Raw genomic sequence first — 16045 nt, forward strand, 5'->3', positions numbered from 1 at the left:
GCTTTATATATAATGGTGTTAGTAATGTATATTAATCTTGTAGAGCAAATACTTTTTTAAGTAAATCTGTTGTTCTAGATGAAACTTTGTTTCTTATTTCTTGTTCTTCAACAGCAATCATGGTGTAAACTCCTTTAAGAGCTTCTTTTGTAACATAATCTGTTAAATCTGGGTTTACATCATTTGTTAACGGTATACTATTGTACTTAGTTATTAAGTTATTCCAAATATCGTCTGCTCCAACTTTAGAAAAAGAGTTTTTAATTACAGGATTAAATTTAGCATATAAAGCTGTTTCTGTTTTACCTGTTAAATACTGAGTTGCTGCGTTATCACTTCCTAATAAAATATTTTTAGCATCATCAAATGTAATGCCTTTTACAGCGTCAACAAAAATAGGTGTAGCCTCTTTAACAGCATCTTCGGCGGCTCTATTTAGTACTTTTAAGCCTTCATCTGCTAATTTACTTAAGCCAATATCACGCAGTGTTTTATCAACTTTTTGAAGTTCTTCGGGCAATAAAATTTTTACCAATTCATTTTTATAGAAGCCATCTTCTTGGGTAAGTTTAGTTACTTGTTTTTCAATTCCTAAGTCCAATGCTTGCCTTAAACCAGAAGCAATTTCTGCATTGCCAATGGTGCTACTTTGAGGTAATTCGTTTATAACTTGTTGTAACTCTGCGCATGCAGTAAGATTGAAAATTAACAATAAGGTTAAGAGTTTTCGGGTCATAATATTTTTTGTTTAAATATATAAATTAAATAGTAATATATAGATAAAAAGAAAGATGTATTAAGTGGCTATATAGTTACGTTTTAATTATTCTCTTTTGTTTTATGACACAAAATAAAAATTAAGGTCACTTTGAAATTAAATTATCGTATGGTTTAGAGGTGCAAATAATTTTTAGCATAATATTTGTTATACTTGTATTAAATGTAAAACAAAGTGAGGTTTAAAATAATTGTTTTAATATTATTTAGCATCAATATATCAATTGGGCAAGTGCATGTTTCAGAATTTATTCAAGAATCTAACATAGCTAAAGATGAATACAATAAACTTTATTTTGTAGATTTTTGGGCTACTTGGTGTGCGCCATGTATTCATGTTTCAAAATATTTAGAAACACTTCAAAGTCAGTATCCTGAAGACTTTTATATAGTTTCTTTAAGTCAAGAAAACCCAGATTTAGTAAAACAATTTATTAAGCGGCATAAGGTGAATCTTGCGGTCGCTATAGATTTTGAAGGAGAAACATTTCAAAAAAATCAAATTAACAGTTTGCCCTATGGTATTTTATATAATGCTTCAGGAAAAAAACTTTGGGAAGGCCACCCAGCAGAACTAAAAGATTATCATATAGCTAAATTTTTAAAACAGAATACTAAAAAAGCTAGTGTTAGCAATATGTTTGTTGTTAATAAAGTAAATTATACTCAAACCAATAACGTTTATAAACCTATTAATGATTTTGAATATTTAGAATTAGAAAGTGTTGCTGTTGATGGTTTGCAAATAATAAATAAGCAAGATTATATAGAGTTGTTAGGAAGTTTGAAAGATATCTTAGCTTATTCAAATAAAGTGAATAAGAATCAAATTAAGATAGGGTTAGATTTGAATAAGAATTATAAAATGTACTTTAAGTATCATTCAAATGCTTTTAAAAATATGGAAAAAACCATTTTAAAAAGTTTGAATTTGACTAAAGAAGAAGCTGTTGGAAATGGTAATGTTTTGGCATTTAATTTCAATAATGCAATGCTGTGGGATAAGCATCAAATTAATTGGGGTATAAATAATGAAAAGTATCTTATAGGAGATACAGAGATTAAAGCAGATAATGTTTCAATAGAAGACATGATGTATAAACTGTCTAGTATTCTAGAAACTCCTATTATTTATAACAAAAACGGTTTAAACCATGGGTTACATGATTGGCAAATACACTATAAATACTATAATTTAATGGTTTCTAACTTAAATGATACTTATGGTATAAGAGTAGAAAAACAAATAAGTAGTTATCCAGAATACATAATTAAAAAGGCACCCTAAGGTGCCTTTTAAACAAACTAAACTTATCTATATAATTAGTTACTTAAAACTCTAAATTCAGTACGTCTATTTTTTTGGTGTTCAGCTTCAGAACATTCAACACCATTAGAACAACGGTTTACTAATCTTGTTTCACCATATCCTTTTGCAGATAGTCTACTTCTAGAAATTCCTTTAGAAACTAGGTAGTTTACAACAGAATTAGCACGTTGTTGAGATAAAGACATGTTATAGTCATCATTTCCTCTAGAATCAGTATGAGACATTAATTCTATACTTACTGGTTTGCTTTTTAATAAAGGCAATAATGTTTCGTCTATCACTTTTTTAGAAGCAGGTGTAATACGTGCACTAGCTAATTCGTAAAATATAGGTAATACGTTAGCATCTAATAAGCCACAATCTACTTCTTCCCAAGTAGTAATACCACCTTTTTTAGCTAAAACAGTTCTTGTTACAGTTTTTGTTTTTGCAGGTACCGTTACACTTTTAGTTGTAGCAGGAGTTTCTACAACTTGTCTTTTAATAACAGCATATTTTGCAGGAATTTCTCTTTCCTCCATACGTGCTGGCGTTTTAATTACCTGTTTTTTATAAGTTGTTGTAATTTCAGGTACTGGAATATTATTGGTAGTAGCATCATTTGCTAAAGTTGTAAAACTTACATCTTTATATTGAGCAGGGTACTCAACAAAACAAGCTACAACACAATCTTCTTTGTTTGGAGACCCACAAGCAGTTTCTTTGTATTCCCAACCAGAAGTTTTTGGGTATACTTCAAAAGTTTTAGAGTCAGTACCAAAAGTAGCAGGATTTACAGTTAAATCATTTCTACCTTCTTTTTTAATATAAGATACTTCAACAGTTTCGTAAACAGCAGGTATATAAACTAATTCTTTAGTTGCTTCTTTAACTAATACACGTTCTTCAACAGTTTTGTAAGTTGCAGGTACTACTTCTAATTTAGTGTATGCAGGATATACTTCAATAGTTTCTGTTACTTCCTTAAATTCGTCTTTAGTGATACATTTTACGTAACACTTTCCGGGTTCTGGGTTTTCAGGTAAATTTTGAGCCTGAGCGTACCCAATGCCTAATAAAAAAGTTAGGCATAAAAATAAATTTGTTTTCATAAAAAATTAAAATTTAGTTAATGGTTATATTTTCCACGGTTTTAGGACACCGAAAAAAAATATAAGTCACATTTCTATTTATGAAAACAAACAAAAGAGCCGCTTCAGTATAAGTGATAGTCCTTATAAACACTGTAAGGTTCAGCTAATTAAAAAATAATTTATTATTGTAAGATTAAGAGAATATTACAGTCTTGTTATTATAAACCATTACCTTTCTTTCGGCATGTAATTTAACGGCGTTTGCTAAAACTATCTTTTCTAAATCACGACCTTTAGCAATAAGATCTGGAATGGAATGAGCATGTGTTACTCTGGTAACATCTTGCTCTATAATAGGGCCAGCATCTAATTCTTCAGTAACATAATGGCTTGTAGCACCAATAATTTTAACACCGCGTTTATATGCAGAATGGTATGGTTTAGCACCAACAAAAGCAGGTAAGAAAGAATGATGAATATTTATAATTTTATTTGGAAATTTATCAATAAGCTTAGGAGATACAATTTGCATGTAACGTGCTAAAACAATAAAATCTATACCATGTTCTTCAAGCAGTTTTAACTGCTCATCTTCAGCCTTAGATTTGGTGTCTTTGGTTACTGGTATATGATAAAAGGGAATATTGAAATTATCTGCTATATATTTTAAATCGTTATGATTACTTATTATAAATGGAATCTCTAAATTAAGTTCTCCAGAGTTGTAACGCCCTAAAAGATCATATAAACAATGGTCGTATTTTGAAATAAACAATGCCATTTTAGGCTTTACTTCAGATGAATAAATGCGCCATTTCATCTCAAACTTGTCTGCCAATACCGCCTTAAATGTTGCTTTAAACACCTCTGTTGAAAAGATTTCTGAAGTAAATTCACTTTCCAAACGCATAAAAAAGATATTTTGCTCTCTATCAACATGTTGGTCTATGTAAACAATATTTCCGTTTTGTTGGGCAATAAAGTTAGTTACAGAGGCTATAATGTTGGGTTGATCGTTACAATTAATTAAAATAGTAATCTTATTCATAATAGAATTCATTATTTCACATTGTAAAATTAGCCTAAAAAAGGAGTTTTGCTAAGTCTGTGTTTAAATTTTGAAAATATTCTATAATTCATAGTTTTTTTTGAATATTTCGTAAATTGCATGTGTAAAAATGCATTCTTTTTAAAAATGAAACAAAATAAACTCTATAAACCTAAACATAATATTAGAATTGTAACTGCAGCATCTTTATTTGATGGTCATGATGCTTCTATAAATATTATGCGCAGAATAATTCAGGCTACTGGTGTAGAAGTTATTCATTTAGGACACGATAGAAGTGTTGAAGAGGTGGTTAACACCGCAATTCAAGAAGATGTAAATGCCATTTGTATAACATCATATCAAGGCGGTCATAATGAGTATTTTAAATATATGTATGATTTGCTGAAGGAAAAAGAAGCTAGCCACATCAAAATTTTTGGAGGTGGCGGAGGTGTTATTTTACCTAGTGAAATTAAGGATTTAATGCATTATGGTATTGCCAGAATTTATTCGCCCGATGATGGTAGAAAAATGGGATTGCAAGGGATGATTAATGATTTGGTTGAAGCATCAGACTTTGCTATTGGAAATTCATTAACTAATGAAGTAGACTTGTTAAAAAAACAAAATCATGGTGCCATTGCTCGATTAATTTCGGCTATCGAAAATTTTCCTGATGTTGCAAAAAAACAGCTTCAAATTATAAATAAAGAAAATTCAAATACCCCTGTTTTAGGAATTACAGGAACAGGCGGTGCCGGAAAATCATCATTAGTTGATGAATTAGTGAGACGCTTTTTAATAGATTTCCCAGAGAAAACTGTTGGGATTATTTCTGTTGATCCTTCAAAACGAAAAACAGGTGGTGCTCTTTTAGGAGATAGAATTAGAATGAACGCTATTAATAACTCTAGGGTTTATATGCGTAGTTTAGCAACGCGTCAATCAAACTTATCACTATCAAAACATATTGATGAAGTTATACAGGTTTTAAAAGCTTCAAATTTTGATGTAATTATTTTAGAAACTTCAGGCATTGGGCAATCGGGTTCAGAAATTGTAGAACATTGCGATTTACCAATGTATGTTATGACGCCCGAGTTTGGAGCTGCTACCCAGCTAGAAAAAATAGATATGCTAGATTTTGCAGATATTGTTGCTGTAAATAAGTTTGATAAACAAGGCGCTTTAGATGCGCTGCGCGATGTAAAAAAACAATACATGCGCAACCATAATTTATGGGATGCTAAAGAAGATGAATTACCAGTTTATGGTACCATAGCATCACAGTTTAATGATCCCGGAATGAGCCAATTATACAAAGCGGTTATGGATGCTTTGGCTGAAAAAACTCAGGCAGATTTCAAGTCGTCTTTTACATTAACGCATGATTCAAGTGAAAAGCTTTTTATTATTCCGCCGTCAAGAACACGTTACCTTTCTGAAATTTCAGAAAACAACCGTAATTATGATAGAAAAGCTAACAAACAAACAGAAGTAGCTCAACAATTGTACAGTATTTATAACACAATTTGTTCTATAGCCAGATTTTCAAGTAAAGACCCATTATTATTAAATAAAACAGGATTGAATGTTGATGAAATATTAAAACAAATTAAAAATAACAAAGCACATAATATTTCAACAGAAGATGATGATAATGAGGCACAATTTCAACTTTTAAAACTACTGTTTAAAGAGTTTGACCGCATTAAAATGAACTTGTTACCAGAAAATTGGGAACACATAATTAATTGGACCTTAAAAGTTCAACAATATAAAGCGTCAATATATTCCTTTAAAGTTAGAGATAAAGAAATTAATATAGAAACGCATACAGAATCGTTGTCAGACCTTCAAATTCCAAAAGTAGCGTTGCCAAAATACAGCGCTTGGGGTGATTTATTACAATGGATTTTACAAGAAAACGTACCAGGAGAATTTCCCTTTACATCGGGCATATACCCGTTTAAAAGAGAAGGCGAAGACCCTGCAAGAATGTTTGCTGGTGAGGGTGGGCCAGAGCGAACCAATAGAAGGTTTCACTACCTAAGTAAAGGTATGCCGGCTAAAAGATTATCAACAGCTTTTGATAGCGTTACACTTTATGGCAATGACCCCGATGAAAGACCAGATATTTATGGTAAAGTTGGTAACGCTGGCGTAAGTATTTGTTGTTTAGATGATGCTAAAAAACTCTATTCGGGTTTTAATTTAGCAGATGTTAAAACATCGGTAAGCATGACCATTAATGGACCTGCACCAATGTTACTTGGTTTTTTTATGAATGCAGCTATAGATCAGCAATGTGAAATTTACATTAAAGAAAATAATTTAGAAGCTGAAGTTGAAGCCAAAATAGCTAAAATTTATAAGGATAAAGAGCGCCCAAAATACAACGGAGAATTGCCCGAAGGTAATGATGGGTTAGGGTTAATGTTACTTGGGGTTACAGGAGACCAAGTGTTACCAAAAGAGGTATATGAAAACATAAGGCAAGATACTATTGCACAAGTGCGTGGCACCGTACAAGCAGATATTTTAAAAGAAGACCAAGCACAAAATACCTGTATTTTTTCAACCGAGTTTGCATTGCGTTTAATGGGTGATGTGCAAGAGTATTTCATTCAAAATAATGTGCGTAATTTCTATTCGGTATCTATTTCGGGTTATCATATTGCCGAAGCTGGTGCCAACCCAATCACCCAATTGGCATTAACTTTATCAAATGGTTTTACCTATGTAGAATATTATCTTTCAAGAGGAATGGATATAAATAAATTTGGACCTAATTTATCCTTTTTCTTCTCAAACGGATTAGATCCAGAATATGCCGTTATTGGTCGTGTTGCTAGACGTATTTGGGCCAAGGCTATGAAATATAAATACGGTGCTAATGAGCGAGCTCAAAAGTTAAAATATCATATTCAAACATCTGGAAGAAGCCTGCATGCTCAAGAAATAGATTTTAATGATATTAGAACCACATTACAAGCTTTATATGCCATTTATGATAATTGTAACTCCCTTCATACCAACGCTTATGATGAAGCCATAACTACACCAACCGAAGAATCGGTGCGTCGTGCTATGGCTATTCAACTTATAATCAATAAAGAATTGGGGTTGGCTAAAAATGAAAACCCTACACAAGGCGCTTTTATAATTGAAGAATTAACAGATTTGGTGGAGGAAGCCGTATTACTTGAATTTGATAGACTTACCGAACGAGGTGGTGTTTTAGGAGCTATGGAAACTATGTATCAGCGCAGTAAAATTCAAGAAGAAAGTTTGTACTACGAAACTTTAAAACACAGAGGTTCATTTCCTATAATTGGGGTAAATACATTTTTAAGTAGTAAAGGCTCTCCAACAATTATACCAACAGAAGTTATTAGAGCCACCGAAGAAGAAAAACAGCTTCAAATTAAAACATTAAAAAACCTTCATAAAAATAATCAAACAGATGATTTATTAAGCAAATTTAAAAAGGCAGCTATAAACAATAAAAATATATTTGAAGTACTCATGGAGGTAACTAAAGTATGCTCACTAGGGCAAATAACAAAGGCTCTTTTTGAAGTTGGTGGTCAGTATAGACGTAATATGTAAACTAAAACCCAAAAAGCCAACGCAACCATAATAGGTCTTTAGCATCTTCAGAGTAAAAAACAACTATGGTCAATAAATTATGTGTGTTACTTGTTTGTATTATTATGTTTTCTTGTAGTGATGATGGTGTTTCTGGCGAAAAATATGAGTACCATTTTTTTTCAAATAGTGAATTAACTATAAATACTATTAAAAATTCTTACATGAAATATGGTGTTGTATCAGAAGGCGATAAATTAGTTTTTAAGTATTATTACAAGGCTAAAGATGAAGAACGAATTGCTGATGATGAATATTCCGAATTTATTTATTTTGAAATAGATTCTAGCTTAAATAATTTTGAAATTACAGATGAAGCATTAACTACAGCAAAAGTTGTACTTACAAAGTCATGTTTTTGTTTCTTTCAAGATACACCAGAAAAAAACGTAGCACCAACAGGAATTATTTCTGGAGAAAAACTATCAGATAATCAATGGAAAATCACACTCAATGTTACGTTTTACGGTGATGAAAACAGACAATTTGATAAAGTATTTAAGTTGCAATAAATTCATTTAAAAAAATATAATTTTTTTGCATCTTTTTATAAACATGTACGTCTATTATATGAACTTAAAAAAATAGATATCATGAAAAATAATAATTGTACATGCAACTGTGAAGGTTGCAAAAGTGGAAACTGCAAAAACTGTACATGTACTAACTGTACTTGCTCTAATTGTAACTGTTAACCATTATTTAAAATTGAAATAAACTGCGCTAATTTTAGTAAATTTATACTAAAATTAGCGCAGTTTATCAATAGTGATTTATGAAGACTAAAGATGTTTGGAATACCTATGCCGAAGATGTTAAACACTTTATTTTAAGTAAGGTTAAAGATGAAGTGGTTACAGATGATTTGCTACAAGAAACATTTATTAAGGTACACACAAAACTCAATACTTTAAACAACGAAGATAAGTTGAAATCTTGGATATTCTCTATAGCTAGATATACGGTTTTAGATTATTTTAGAAGTAAAAAAATAGTTTATCAAACCACAGATGAAGATTTTATTTTTGAAGACCAAAAATTAGAACATACTAAAGCCGATTGTTTACGTGGCATTATTAAAAGTTTACCAAAAAAATATAGAGATCCACTGTTTTTAAGTGACATAAAGGGACTTAAACAAACACAAATTTCAGAGCAATTACAGCTGCCATTACCCACGGTTAAATCTCAAATACAACGTGGTAGAAAGCTAATTGCCCAAGGATTTATAGATTGTTGTGATTTTAAAGTAAACGACCAAGGTTTTCTTGTGGGGGAACTAAAAGAAAAAGCAGATTGTAAAATTTGCAACCATAGCTAAAGACTTAACATCCAACTGCGTTGTAACTTTTTAAATTTTCGCAATTCACGCCTTAAAATAGGTAAAAAATCTTTGCCGTTACTGTTAGACTTTTCTAAACGATAAGAATTTTTATAAAGTAAGTTTGTTAAGCGTCTTAATGAAGCAATATGTTTATGTTTTCTTTCAGAATGACGCTGCAATTCAGCATTAGCAATTTCAGGAGCTAAGTTTACAGATTGTTGTACGATATCACCAGAGAAATAAATGTTTGAATTTTCAGATCCATCTTCATTAAGAGGCGCTAAATCATATTGAAGGTAAGTAGAAATGCTTTGAGAAAGCGCAAAAATTTCTAGTGCCTTTTTATAAATAGGTAATTCCGATAGGCTTGGTGGGGTATTATGTAACATCTTTCTTTTTTCACTACAATTTTATCAAAATTACTCACAAGAAATTATATTCAGATTTAATATTTAAAGTAAATTTGTATTTTTACTTTAAAATTTAATTTTTTAAAGCTATTTATCTTTAAATGAAAACAGATGAGCTTAATAAGAAGATTTTGAAGTGTTTACAAAAAAATGCTAGACTTTCTAATGCCGAAATTGGTAGACAGGTTGGAATAAGTTCTCCTGCTGTTTCAGAGCGTATCAAAAAAATGGAAGATTTAGGTATTATTGAAGGTTATAAAGCCTTGGTTTCTCCGTTTGAAATAGGTTATCAATTTAAAGCTATAATAACACTACGTGCTTTTATGGGGAAATTAAAACCATTTTTAGAAAAAGTAAAAACTTTTGATGAGGTAGTTAATTGTTACCGTATAACAGGTGATGAAAATATTGTTATGGAAGTGGTTTTAAAAAACCAAAAACACCTTGAAACATTTATAGATCAGCTTATTGTTTATGGTGAAAGTAAAACACAAATTGTACTTTCTAGAGTTATAAAGCAAAGTGAAATTAAGCCTATATAAATAATTAGTCTTTATAAAATCAACCTCATAATTTAATTTATGTAGTTTTTTATAAGTTAGAAAATACTCTTTTCTTCAATATGTTTAGCAATACGTTTTGCGTGAATTCTAGAGTTTTCTATAAACCATTTATGGGTTTCTTTTCCGCCACAAATTACACCGGCTAAGTATAGATTTTTTATGTTAGATTCCATAGTTTCACTATTGTATGTTGGTATACTTTTGTCATCATCAGAAAGTGTAATGCCACTGTTTTTTAATAGTTTAAAGTTAGGAAGATACCCTGTTAATGCAATTACATAATCATTAGGTAATGTAACCAAGCCTTTAGGTGTTTTTACAACTACAGAATTTGGTGTTATTTCTTCAATTTCAGAGTTAAAATAGGCTTTTATACTACCTTCTTCAATACGATTAATTATATCTGGACGTACCCAATATTTTACGCGTTCTCCAATTTTTTCACCTCTTATAACCATAGTTACTCGTCCACCTTTGCGCCAAATTTCTAAAGCAGCATCAACAGCAGAATTGCTTGCGCCAACTACCACAATATCTTGCAAGGTGTAGTTGTGAGCTTCTTTGTAGTAATGCGTTACTTTGTCTAAATTTTCACCTGGAACATTTAGTAATTTGGGGATGTCATAAAAACCAGTGCTAATAATTACATGTTTAGTGGTGTAATTACACTTAGTTGTTTTTACTTCAAATACATTTGCTGTTTTGGTTACGGCTTTTACAGTTTCGTATAAATTAACGTTTAAATTATTTGATGTAGTAACTCGCCTGTAATACTCTAAAGCTTCGTCTCTGTTAGGTTTTGGGTTGTTGCTTATAAAAGGGATACTGTCTATTTCTAATTTTTCAGATGTTGAAAAAAACGTCATGTTTTTAGGGTAATTAAAAAGTGAATTTGTTAAAGTACCTTTTTCAATAACCACGTAATTCCAGTTTCTTTTTTTGCATTCTAAAGCGCAGGCAATACCAATAGGGCCGCCTCCAATAATTATAATATCTTTTTCTGTTTGCAATGGTTCTTTTGTCATGTAAATAGAATTAATTTATGCGCCACGGCGGATTTTTTCGGTTTTCTCCAGCGTGGTATAAAATAATTTTGTTGCCATCTAAATCGTTTAAATGGGCTTCACGCCAAAGCCATGATTTGGTTTTGGGTAATTGTGTAAAATTAATACCTTTTTGTTGAAGGCTTTTAACCAATTCATCTAAATTTTTATCTTCAAAATAAATTGTAATGCCTTCGCCTTTAGGTAATGTTTCAACCTTATGGATTGAAAAGGTGCTATTTCCTTTAGGGCATTCAAATCTTACATACCTTGGGTGTGCATCTACAATAAGACGCAATCCCAAGGTTTTGTAAAATTTGGTTGCTTTTACAACATCTTTTGATGGTATTGTAATTTGGTTTAAATCCATAGCATTTCTTCTTCTTCAACTTCGGTTTCAATTAGTTTTATGCGTGCCTTTTTTTTAGCATTTAGGTATTGTTTTAAAAAGAATAATAAGAAAACGCATAATGCAGCTATAGTTGTTATAATAAACCAGGTATTATCAAAACCTAATTTTCCAATCATTTGTAGCCCCATATTATGCCCAAAAATATGAGCAATAGAAAAGGCTATAGCGTAAAGAGCCATATATTCTCCTTGGTTTCCCTTTTTTGCTCTATCTAAAGCAAAAGCATTAGAAAAAGGAAAGGCTATCATTTCACCAAAAGTCATTAAAAGCATGCCAATTACTAATATACCAACCCAATTAGTAAGGTTAAGAATAATAAAACTTAATCCTGTTAAAATGGCTCCAAAAAGCATTAAGCTTGTTTTTTTGAAAGCTGTGTTTTCTAGCCATTTTATTAGTGGCATTTCAAATACAAAAATGATAAACCCATTCATACCCAATAATAATCCAATTTCCATTTCGCTTAAAGTATGGACATCTTTGTAATAAATAGGCATTGTTGAGAAATATTGTAAAAATACCACTCCAAAAAGTACCATAGCAACTAGGAAAATAATAAAAGCTTTATCATTGTAAGCAGACTTTGGATTTTTAGTTTTTACTTCATCTAAAGTTTTGGTTGATTTTGGATTAAGTACATTAATTAATACTAAAGTTGCGGCTACACATGTAATGCCATCAACCCAAAACAACCCTACGTAACCCAAACTAGTAATAATTAGACCTCCAATGGCAGGACCTGCCGAAAATCCTAAATTTATTGCTAACCTGATTAGTGTAACAGACCGAGTCTTGTTTTCTGGTTTGCTATAAGCGCTTAATGCTACAAACATGGCAGGCCTAAAAGTATCTGCCACCAGCATAACTAAAAATATTCCAATACAGAATGTTAAAAAGGTACTTAAAAATTGTAGAGCAACAAATAAAATGCCTGTGCTAATTAAGCTATAACACATTACTTTGTAGTAACCAATTTTATCGGTTAACTTACCACCTAACCATGATCCCACTACCGAACCTAAACCAAAAGCACTCATAATCCACGCCACATCAGTAACCGAAAACTTTAAACTTTTGGTTAGGTATAATGATAAGAATGGAATGACCATGGTACCAGCTCTATTAATTAATGTAATAAGTGCTAGCCACCATACTTCAGTTGAGAGTCCTTTAAATGTGTTTACGTAATTGTTCATTAGTGTTTTCATGAGTTCTAATTTTCTAAGTCATAAATAATAGGTTTAATTAAATAGCTGATAATCAACTAAAAATAAAAAGTCCGACTGAGAAGTCGGACTTTTTAATATTGTAATATTTTATGTCAATATCACCACAATATATAATAAGCCCAACATGATCTTCCGGTTAGGGAAGTCATCCACTGCTTCTTACAAATCATGACAATACGTCTCATTTTTTATTCTTTTGAAGCACCAAAGCTAAAAAAAATATTTGTAAGTTGTATTTTTGAATTAAAAATAATTTAAATTGATGAGAAACTTAGTCCTATTTTTGTTGTTAATTACTGCTGTTTGTTGTGCTCAAGATAAAAAGCCAATACAAGGTAAAACAGAATTTCAAAGAGAAATAAATTCACAGTTTAAAGATGCAACAGAATCTCCCTTAACAGAAGAAGATCGTAAACATTTCACAGGTTTAGATTTTTTTAAGTTTGATTCTGCGTATGTAGTAACAGCCCAATTTAAAAGAACTCCGAATGAAAAGCCTTTTAAAATGAAGACTACTACCAATAGAAGACCTATATATGTGAAATATGGAGAGGTTTACTTTACGTTGAAAGGAAAAGATTTAAAGCTAAATGTTTATCAAAACTTAGGTTTAATTGAAGAAGAAGGTTATGAAGATTATCTGTTTTTACCTTTTTTAGATGAAACAAATGGAGAGGAAAGTTACGGAGGGGGTAGGTATGTTGATGCTAGAATACCAACAGGTGATACCATGATAATTAATTTTAATGAAGCCTATAACCCTTACTGTGCTTATAATGCTAAATATTCTTGCCCTGTTGTACCTAGAGAAAACTATTTAAGAGTAAAGGTAGAGGCTGGTGTTAAAGCTTTTAAAAAGCACTAGTTTTTTTGTAAAGAAACTATTATTTACAAGTTTTGCGCAGTTTTTTTTCTATGGTTGAATTTTCTTTTAGTTTTTATTAATTGATATCTCAAATCGTCATAAAATAAACTTATTAGCAAAATTAAGGCTCCAAAAATCAAATTATTTAATTTAAAATCGAGCTCAGAATAAAAAAATCCGCCAATTAAACCACCAGAAAAAAAGAAGAGTATAATATAAATTCTCAGTTTTATATTAGCTTTTAGTTTTTCTCTGTTTGGATGTAATTTAGGAAAGAACATTTGAGAAATATCAATTCCTAAATCTGTAAAAAGTCCTGTTAGGTGTGTTGTCCTTACTACAGCATTTGAAATTTTAGTTACAAAAGAGTTTTGAAGCCCCATAGCAAAGAGTAATAAACAAATAATTAAGTTAGGAAAATCTACTTCTATAACTTTACTTAAGAGACCTATTGAGGTTAAAATAAAACATTCAATTAATGTGGGTATAACAAAAACATTAAGTTTTTTGTTCTCTTTAAACATTTCAATTAAAAGACTTGAAGTAAATGAACCAAGAAGAAATGAAAAAATATAAAGAAAATAAATTGTGCCTTTCCAAAACTCAAAATTAGCCACATCATTTATGAATTGAGCAAAATGACCTGTAACATTTGTGGTTAATTGTTTAAATGATAAAAATCCAGTAACATTTACAACTCCAGCAACAAAAGATAGAATAGTTGCAATTCGCAGATTATGTTTTAAAGTTCTGCTTTTACCTTGATGTCTAAACATTTATTTTCATTTGGTTAGTTTTTTCAATTTTACTTATAACCGAAGATAAACGGAGGTAATTGAAAATTTTTATATTAAAGTCTCTACTTCACTAAAAACATACCTAAAAATACTGCCAAAAAACCAATAACAAAGCTACCTATAGTATAAAGAGCAAAACTTGTAAAGTCGCCTGCTTTTAAAAATATATGGTTTTCATAAGCAAAAGTTGAAAAGGTTGTAAAACCACCACAAAACCCGGTGGCTAATAGTAATGTTTGACTTTGGCTTAATGAATTATTTTTAGCAGCTAAACTCAGAATAATACCAATAAGCAAACTGCCTAAAATGTTAGCAGCAAAAGTACCGTAAGGAATTCCTGTTTGGGAGCTATTTAAATATTTACCAATAACGTAACGTAGTACGCTACCAAATCCGCCGCCAACAAAAACTAATAACAAATGTTTCATAGGCTATTTAAGAGGGATGTAGATTTCTGTAACCCAATCAGCCGGATTTGGAAAATTTCCGGGGTCATTCATATAAATTTCAAAAGGTTTAATGTTAGACATTTCTAAACCATTTTCAGAGATATGTTTCATAGTTGCCTCCCAAGCTTTTGGTAGGTTGGTGTAATTTCCTTTTAAAGTCGTTTTTAAAGCTTTTGTTTTTGGTATGTAGCCACAAAGTATTTCACTACCGTTTTCAACAGTAACTTTACTCATAATGGGTATAGCGTTACTCATAATAATATTTCCGTTTTCGGTATTCATTTCATTATAAATAGTAAAAGGCATACCGTTGGCAACTATATTGTTTTTTGCCATATAACTTTTAATTTCACCATACTGTTTTCCCATTATTTGGCTAATATTAGTGCCTGTAGCAGATGTGGTTTTGTACATATAAAAACCACCACCATATTCTGTAATACCATCAATATTAATAGAAAAAGCTTTTAGGCGCAACTGTACAATACTGTCTAATTTTTCTAAACTACGTTCATAATGTGGACCTATTTGTTTGTCCATACCACCGGTAAAAGTCGCAAAAGCTTTAAAACCAAAAGGAAGGTCTTTTCCAGAAATTTTCCAAGTAACATTGGTAGCACCATCATTAGTACGTTTAAACTCCCAAGATACATCAGATTTTGGAAACTCTGCAAATTGCATTTCTTGTGTAATAGTTGTGTTGGGTATGGTTTCAATAGTGCTCATAGTACCAATTCCATCTTTGTCTTCCCAAGAATAAGAACCACCTACACCTCTAGTTTTTTCACCATAAGTGAGTTTCATTTCAGGATTTGCCTCAACCCAAGAAGACCATTTTTCCCAATTCTTAAAATCTATTACATTAGAGTAAATAACTGGTGCAGGAGCTTTAATAGTTCTAGTTCTACTAACTTCAAAAGAGTTTGGCTGTACTGCAATATATATAGCTGTTCCAATAATGATAATGAGCAAAAGGAATAAAATGTATTTAAAGGCTTTCATTCTTAAGGATTGTTTTGGTGAGTTTGATAAATCAAAGATAATCATTTTTCATTTCGGTTAATAAATTAT

The 16045-nt window shown here is 30.9% G+C and carries 16 protein-coding genes; 6 read left to right on the plus strand and 10 right to left on the minus strand.

Going from position 1 to position 16045, the window contains the following annotated elements; genetic code table 11:
- Positions 1-31 precede the first annotated feature (31 nt).
- The gene (locus J1D01_RS13015; protein WP_372937720.1) at positions 32-736 is read right to left on the minus strand and encodes a DUF4197 domain-containing protein; all 705 of its coding nucleotides are present in this window, start codon (positions 734-736) and stop codon (positions 32-34) included.
- 216 nt (positions 737-952) lie between these two features.
- Here J1D01_RS13015 and J1D01_RS13020 point away from each other — a divergent pair, with 216 nt between their 5' ends.
- Positions 953-2065 (plus strand): TlpA family protein disulfide reductase, encoded by a 1113-nt coding sequence (locus tag J1D01_RS13020; RefSeq protein WP_421151110.1) that lies wholly within the window; start codon positions 953-955, stop codon positions 2063-2065.
- Between the two features lie 35 nt (positions 2066-2100).
- On the opposite strand, the gene J1D01_RS13025 is transcribed toward J1D01_RS13020, so the two are convergent.
- Complete coding sequence (locus tag J1D01_RS13025) at positions 2101-3198, minus strand: OmpA family protein (RefSeq protein ID WP_421151111.1); 1098 nt, start codon at positions 3196-3198, stop codon at positions 2101-2103.
- A gap of 175 nt (positions 3199-3373) precedes the next feature.
- Positions 3374-4228, minus strand: coding sequence for a formyltetrahydrofolate deformylase (gene purU, locus J1D01_RS13030; RefSeq protein WP_372937723.1), 855 nt, complete (start codon positions 4226-4228; stop codon positions 3374-3376).
- Between the two features lie 147 nt (positions 4229-4375).
- Here purU and J1D01_RS13035 point away from each other — a divergent pair, with 147 nt between their 5' ends.
- The 3 genes from J1D01_RS13035 to J1D01_RS13045 all read left to right on the plus strand — a co-directional run bounded on the left by J1D01_RS13035 (position 4376) and on the right by J1D01_RS13045 (position 9203).
- On the plus strand, positions 4376-7843 hold the full coding sequence (locus tag J1D01_RS13035) for a methylmalonyl-CoA mutase family protein (RefSeq protein WP_421151112.1): 3468 nt from the start codon (positions 4376-4378) through the stop codon (positions 7841-7843).
- Positions 7844-7908: 65 nt separating this feature from the next.
- Positions 7909-8394: a hypothetical protein gene (locus J1D01_RS13040; protein WP_421151113.1), complete on the plus strand. Its 486-nt coding sequence runs from the start codon at positions 7909-7911 to the stop codon at positions 8392-8394.
- Positions 8395-8657: 263 nt separating this feature from the next.
- Positions 8658-9203 (plus strand): sigma-70 family RNA polymerase sigma factor, encoded by a 546-nt coding sequence (locus J1D01_RS13045; RefSeq protein WP_372937627.1) that lies wholly within the window; start codon positions 8658-8660, stop codon positions 9201-9203.
- Here the strand turns inward: J1D01_RS13045 and J1D01_RS13050 are convergent.
- Complete coding sequence (locus tag J1D01_RS13050) at positions 9200-9595, minus strand: hypothetical protein (protein WP_372937626.1); 396 nt, start codon at positions 9593-9595, stop codon at positions 9200-9202. The two genes, J1D01_RS13045 and J1D01_RS13050, sit on opposite strands and share 4 nt — an antisense overlap.
- A 122-nt stretch (positions 9596-9717) precedes the next feature.
- Here J1D01_RS13050 and J1D01_RS13055 point away from each other — a divergent pair, with 122 nt between their 5' ends.
- On the plus strand, positions 9718-10158 hold the full coding sequence (locus tag J1D01_RS13055) for an Lrp/AsnC family transcriptional regulator (RefSeq protein WP_372937625.1): 441 nt from the start codon (positions 9718-9720) through the stop codon (positions 10156-10158).
- Between the two features lie 56 nt (positions 10159-10214).
- Here J1D01_RS13055 and J1D01_RS13060 read toward each other — a convergent pair whose 3' ends face one another.
- The 3 genes from J1D01_RS13060 to J1D01_RS13070 are packed head-to-tail and all read right to left on the minus strand — an operon-like array spanning position 10215 to position 12842.
- Positions 10215-11204 carry a YpdA family putative bacillithiol disulfide reductase gene (locus J1D01_RS13060; RefSeq protein ID WP_421151114.1) on the minus strand — a complete coding sequence of 330 codons (990 nt, stop codon included), beginning with the start codon at positions 11202-11204 and terminating at the stop codon, positions 10215-10217.
- A gap of 10 nt (positions 11205-11214) precedes the next feature.
- On the minus strand, positions 11215-11592 hold the full coding sequence (locus J1D01_RS13065; RefSeq protein ID WP_421151115.1) for a VOC family protein: 378 nt from the start codon (positions 11590-11592) through the stop codon (positions 11215-11217).
- A complete protein-coding gene (locus J1D01_RS13070) occupies positions 11583-12842 on the minus strand; it encodes an MDR family MFS transporter (protein WP_372937622.1) in 1260 nt (419 codons plus the stop codon). The genes J1D01_RS13065 and J1D01_RS13070 overlap by 10 nt, the downstream gene beginning before the upstream one ends.
- Positions 12843-13125: 283 nt before the next feature.
- On the opposite strand from J1D01_RS13070, the gene J1D01_RS13075 reads away from it, so the two are divergent.
- On the plus strand, positions 13126-13728 hold the full coding sequence (locus tag J1D01_RS13075; protein WP_372937621.1) for a DUF1684 domain-containing protein: 603 nt from the start codon (positions 13126-13128) through the stop codon (positions 13726-13728).
- Between the two features lie 23 nt (positions 13729-13751).
- Here J1D01_RS13075 and J1D01_RS13080 read toward each other — a convergent pair whose 3' ends face one another.
- The 3 genes from J1D01_RS13080 to J1D01_RS13090 all read right to left on the minus strand — a co-directional run bounded on the left by J1D01_RS13080 (position 13752) and on the right by J1D01_RS13090 (position 16021).
- Positions 13752-14504, minus strand: coding sequence for a YoaK family protein (locus tag J1D01_RS13080; RefSeq protein WP_372937620.1), 753 nt, complete (start codon positions 14502-14504; stop codon positions 13752-13754).
- 83 nt (positions 14505-14587) lie between these two features.
- Positions 14588-14953, minus strand: coding sequence for a fluoride efflux transporter CrcB (gene crcB / locus J1D01_RS13085; protein ID WP_372937619.1), 366 nt, complete (start codon positions 14951-14953; stop codon positions 14588-14590).
- A 3-nt stretch (positions 14954-14956) separates the two neighbouring features.
- On the minus strand, positions 14957-16021 hold the full coding sequence (locus J1D01_RS13090; protein ID WP_421151116.1) for an SRPBCC family protein: 1065 nt from the start codon (positions 16019-16021) through the stop codon (positions 14957-14959).
- Positions 16022-16045 lie beyond the last annotated feature (24 nt).

The sequence above is a fragment of the Seonamhaeicola sp. NFXS20 genome (genome assembly GCF_049132085.1).
GTDB lineage: Bacteria > Bacteroidota > Bacteroidia > Flavobacteriales > Flavobacteriaceae > Seonamhaeicola.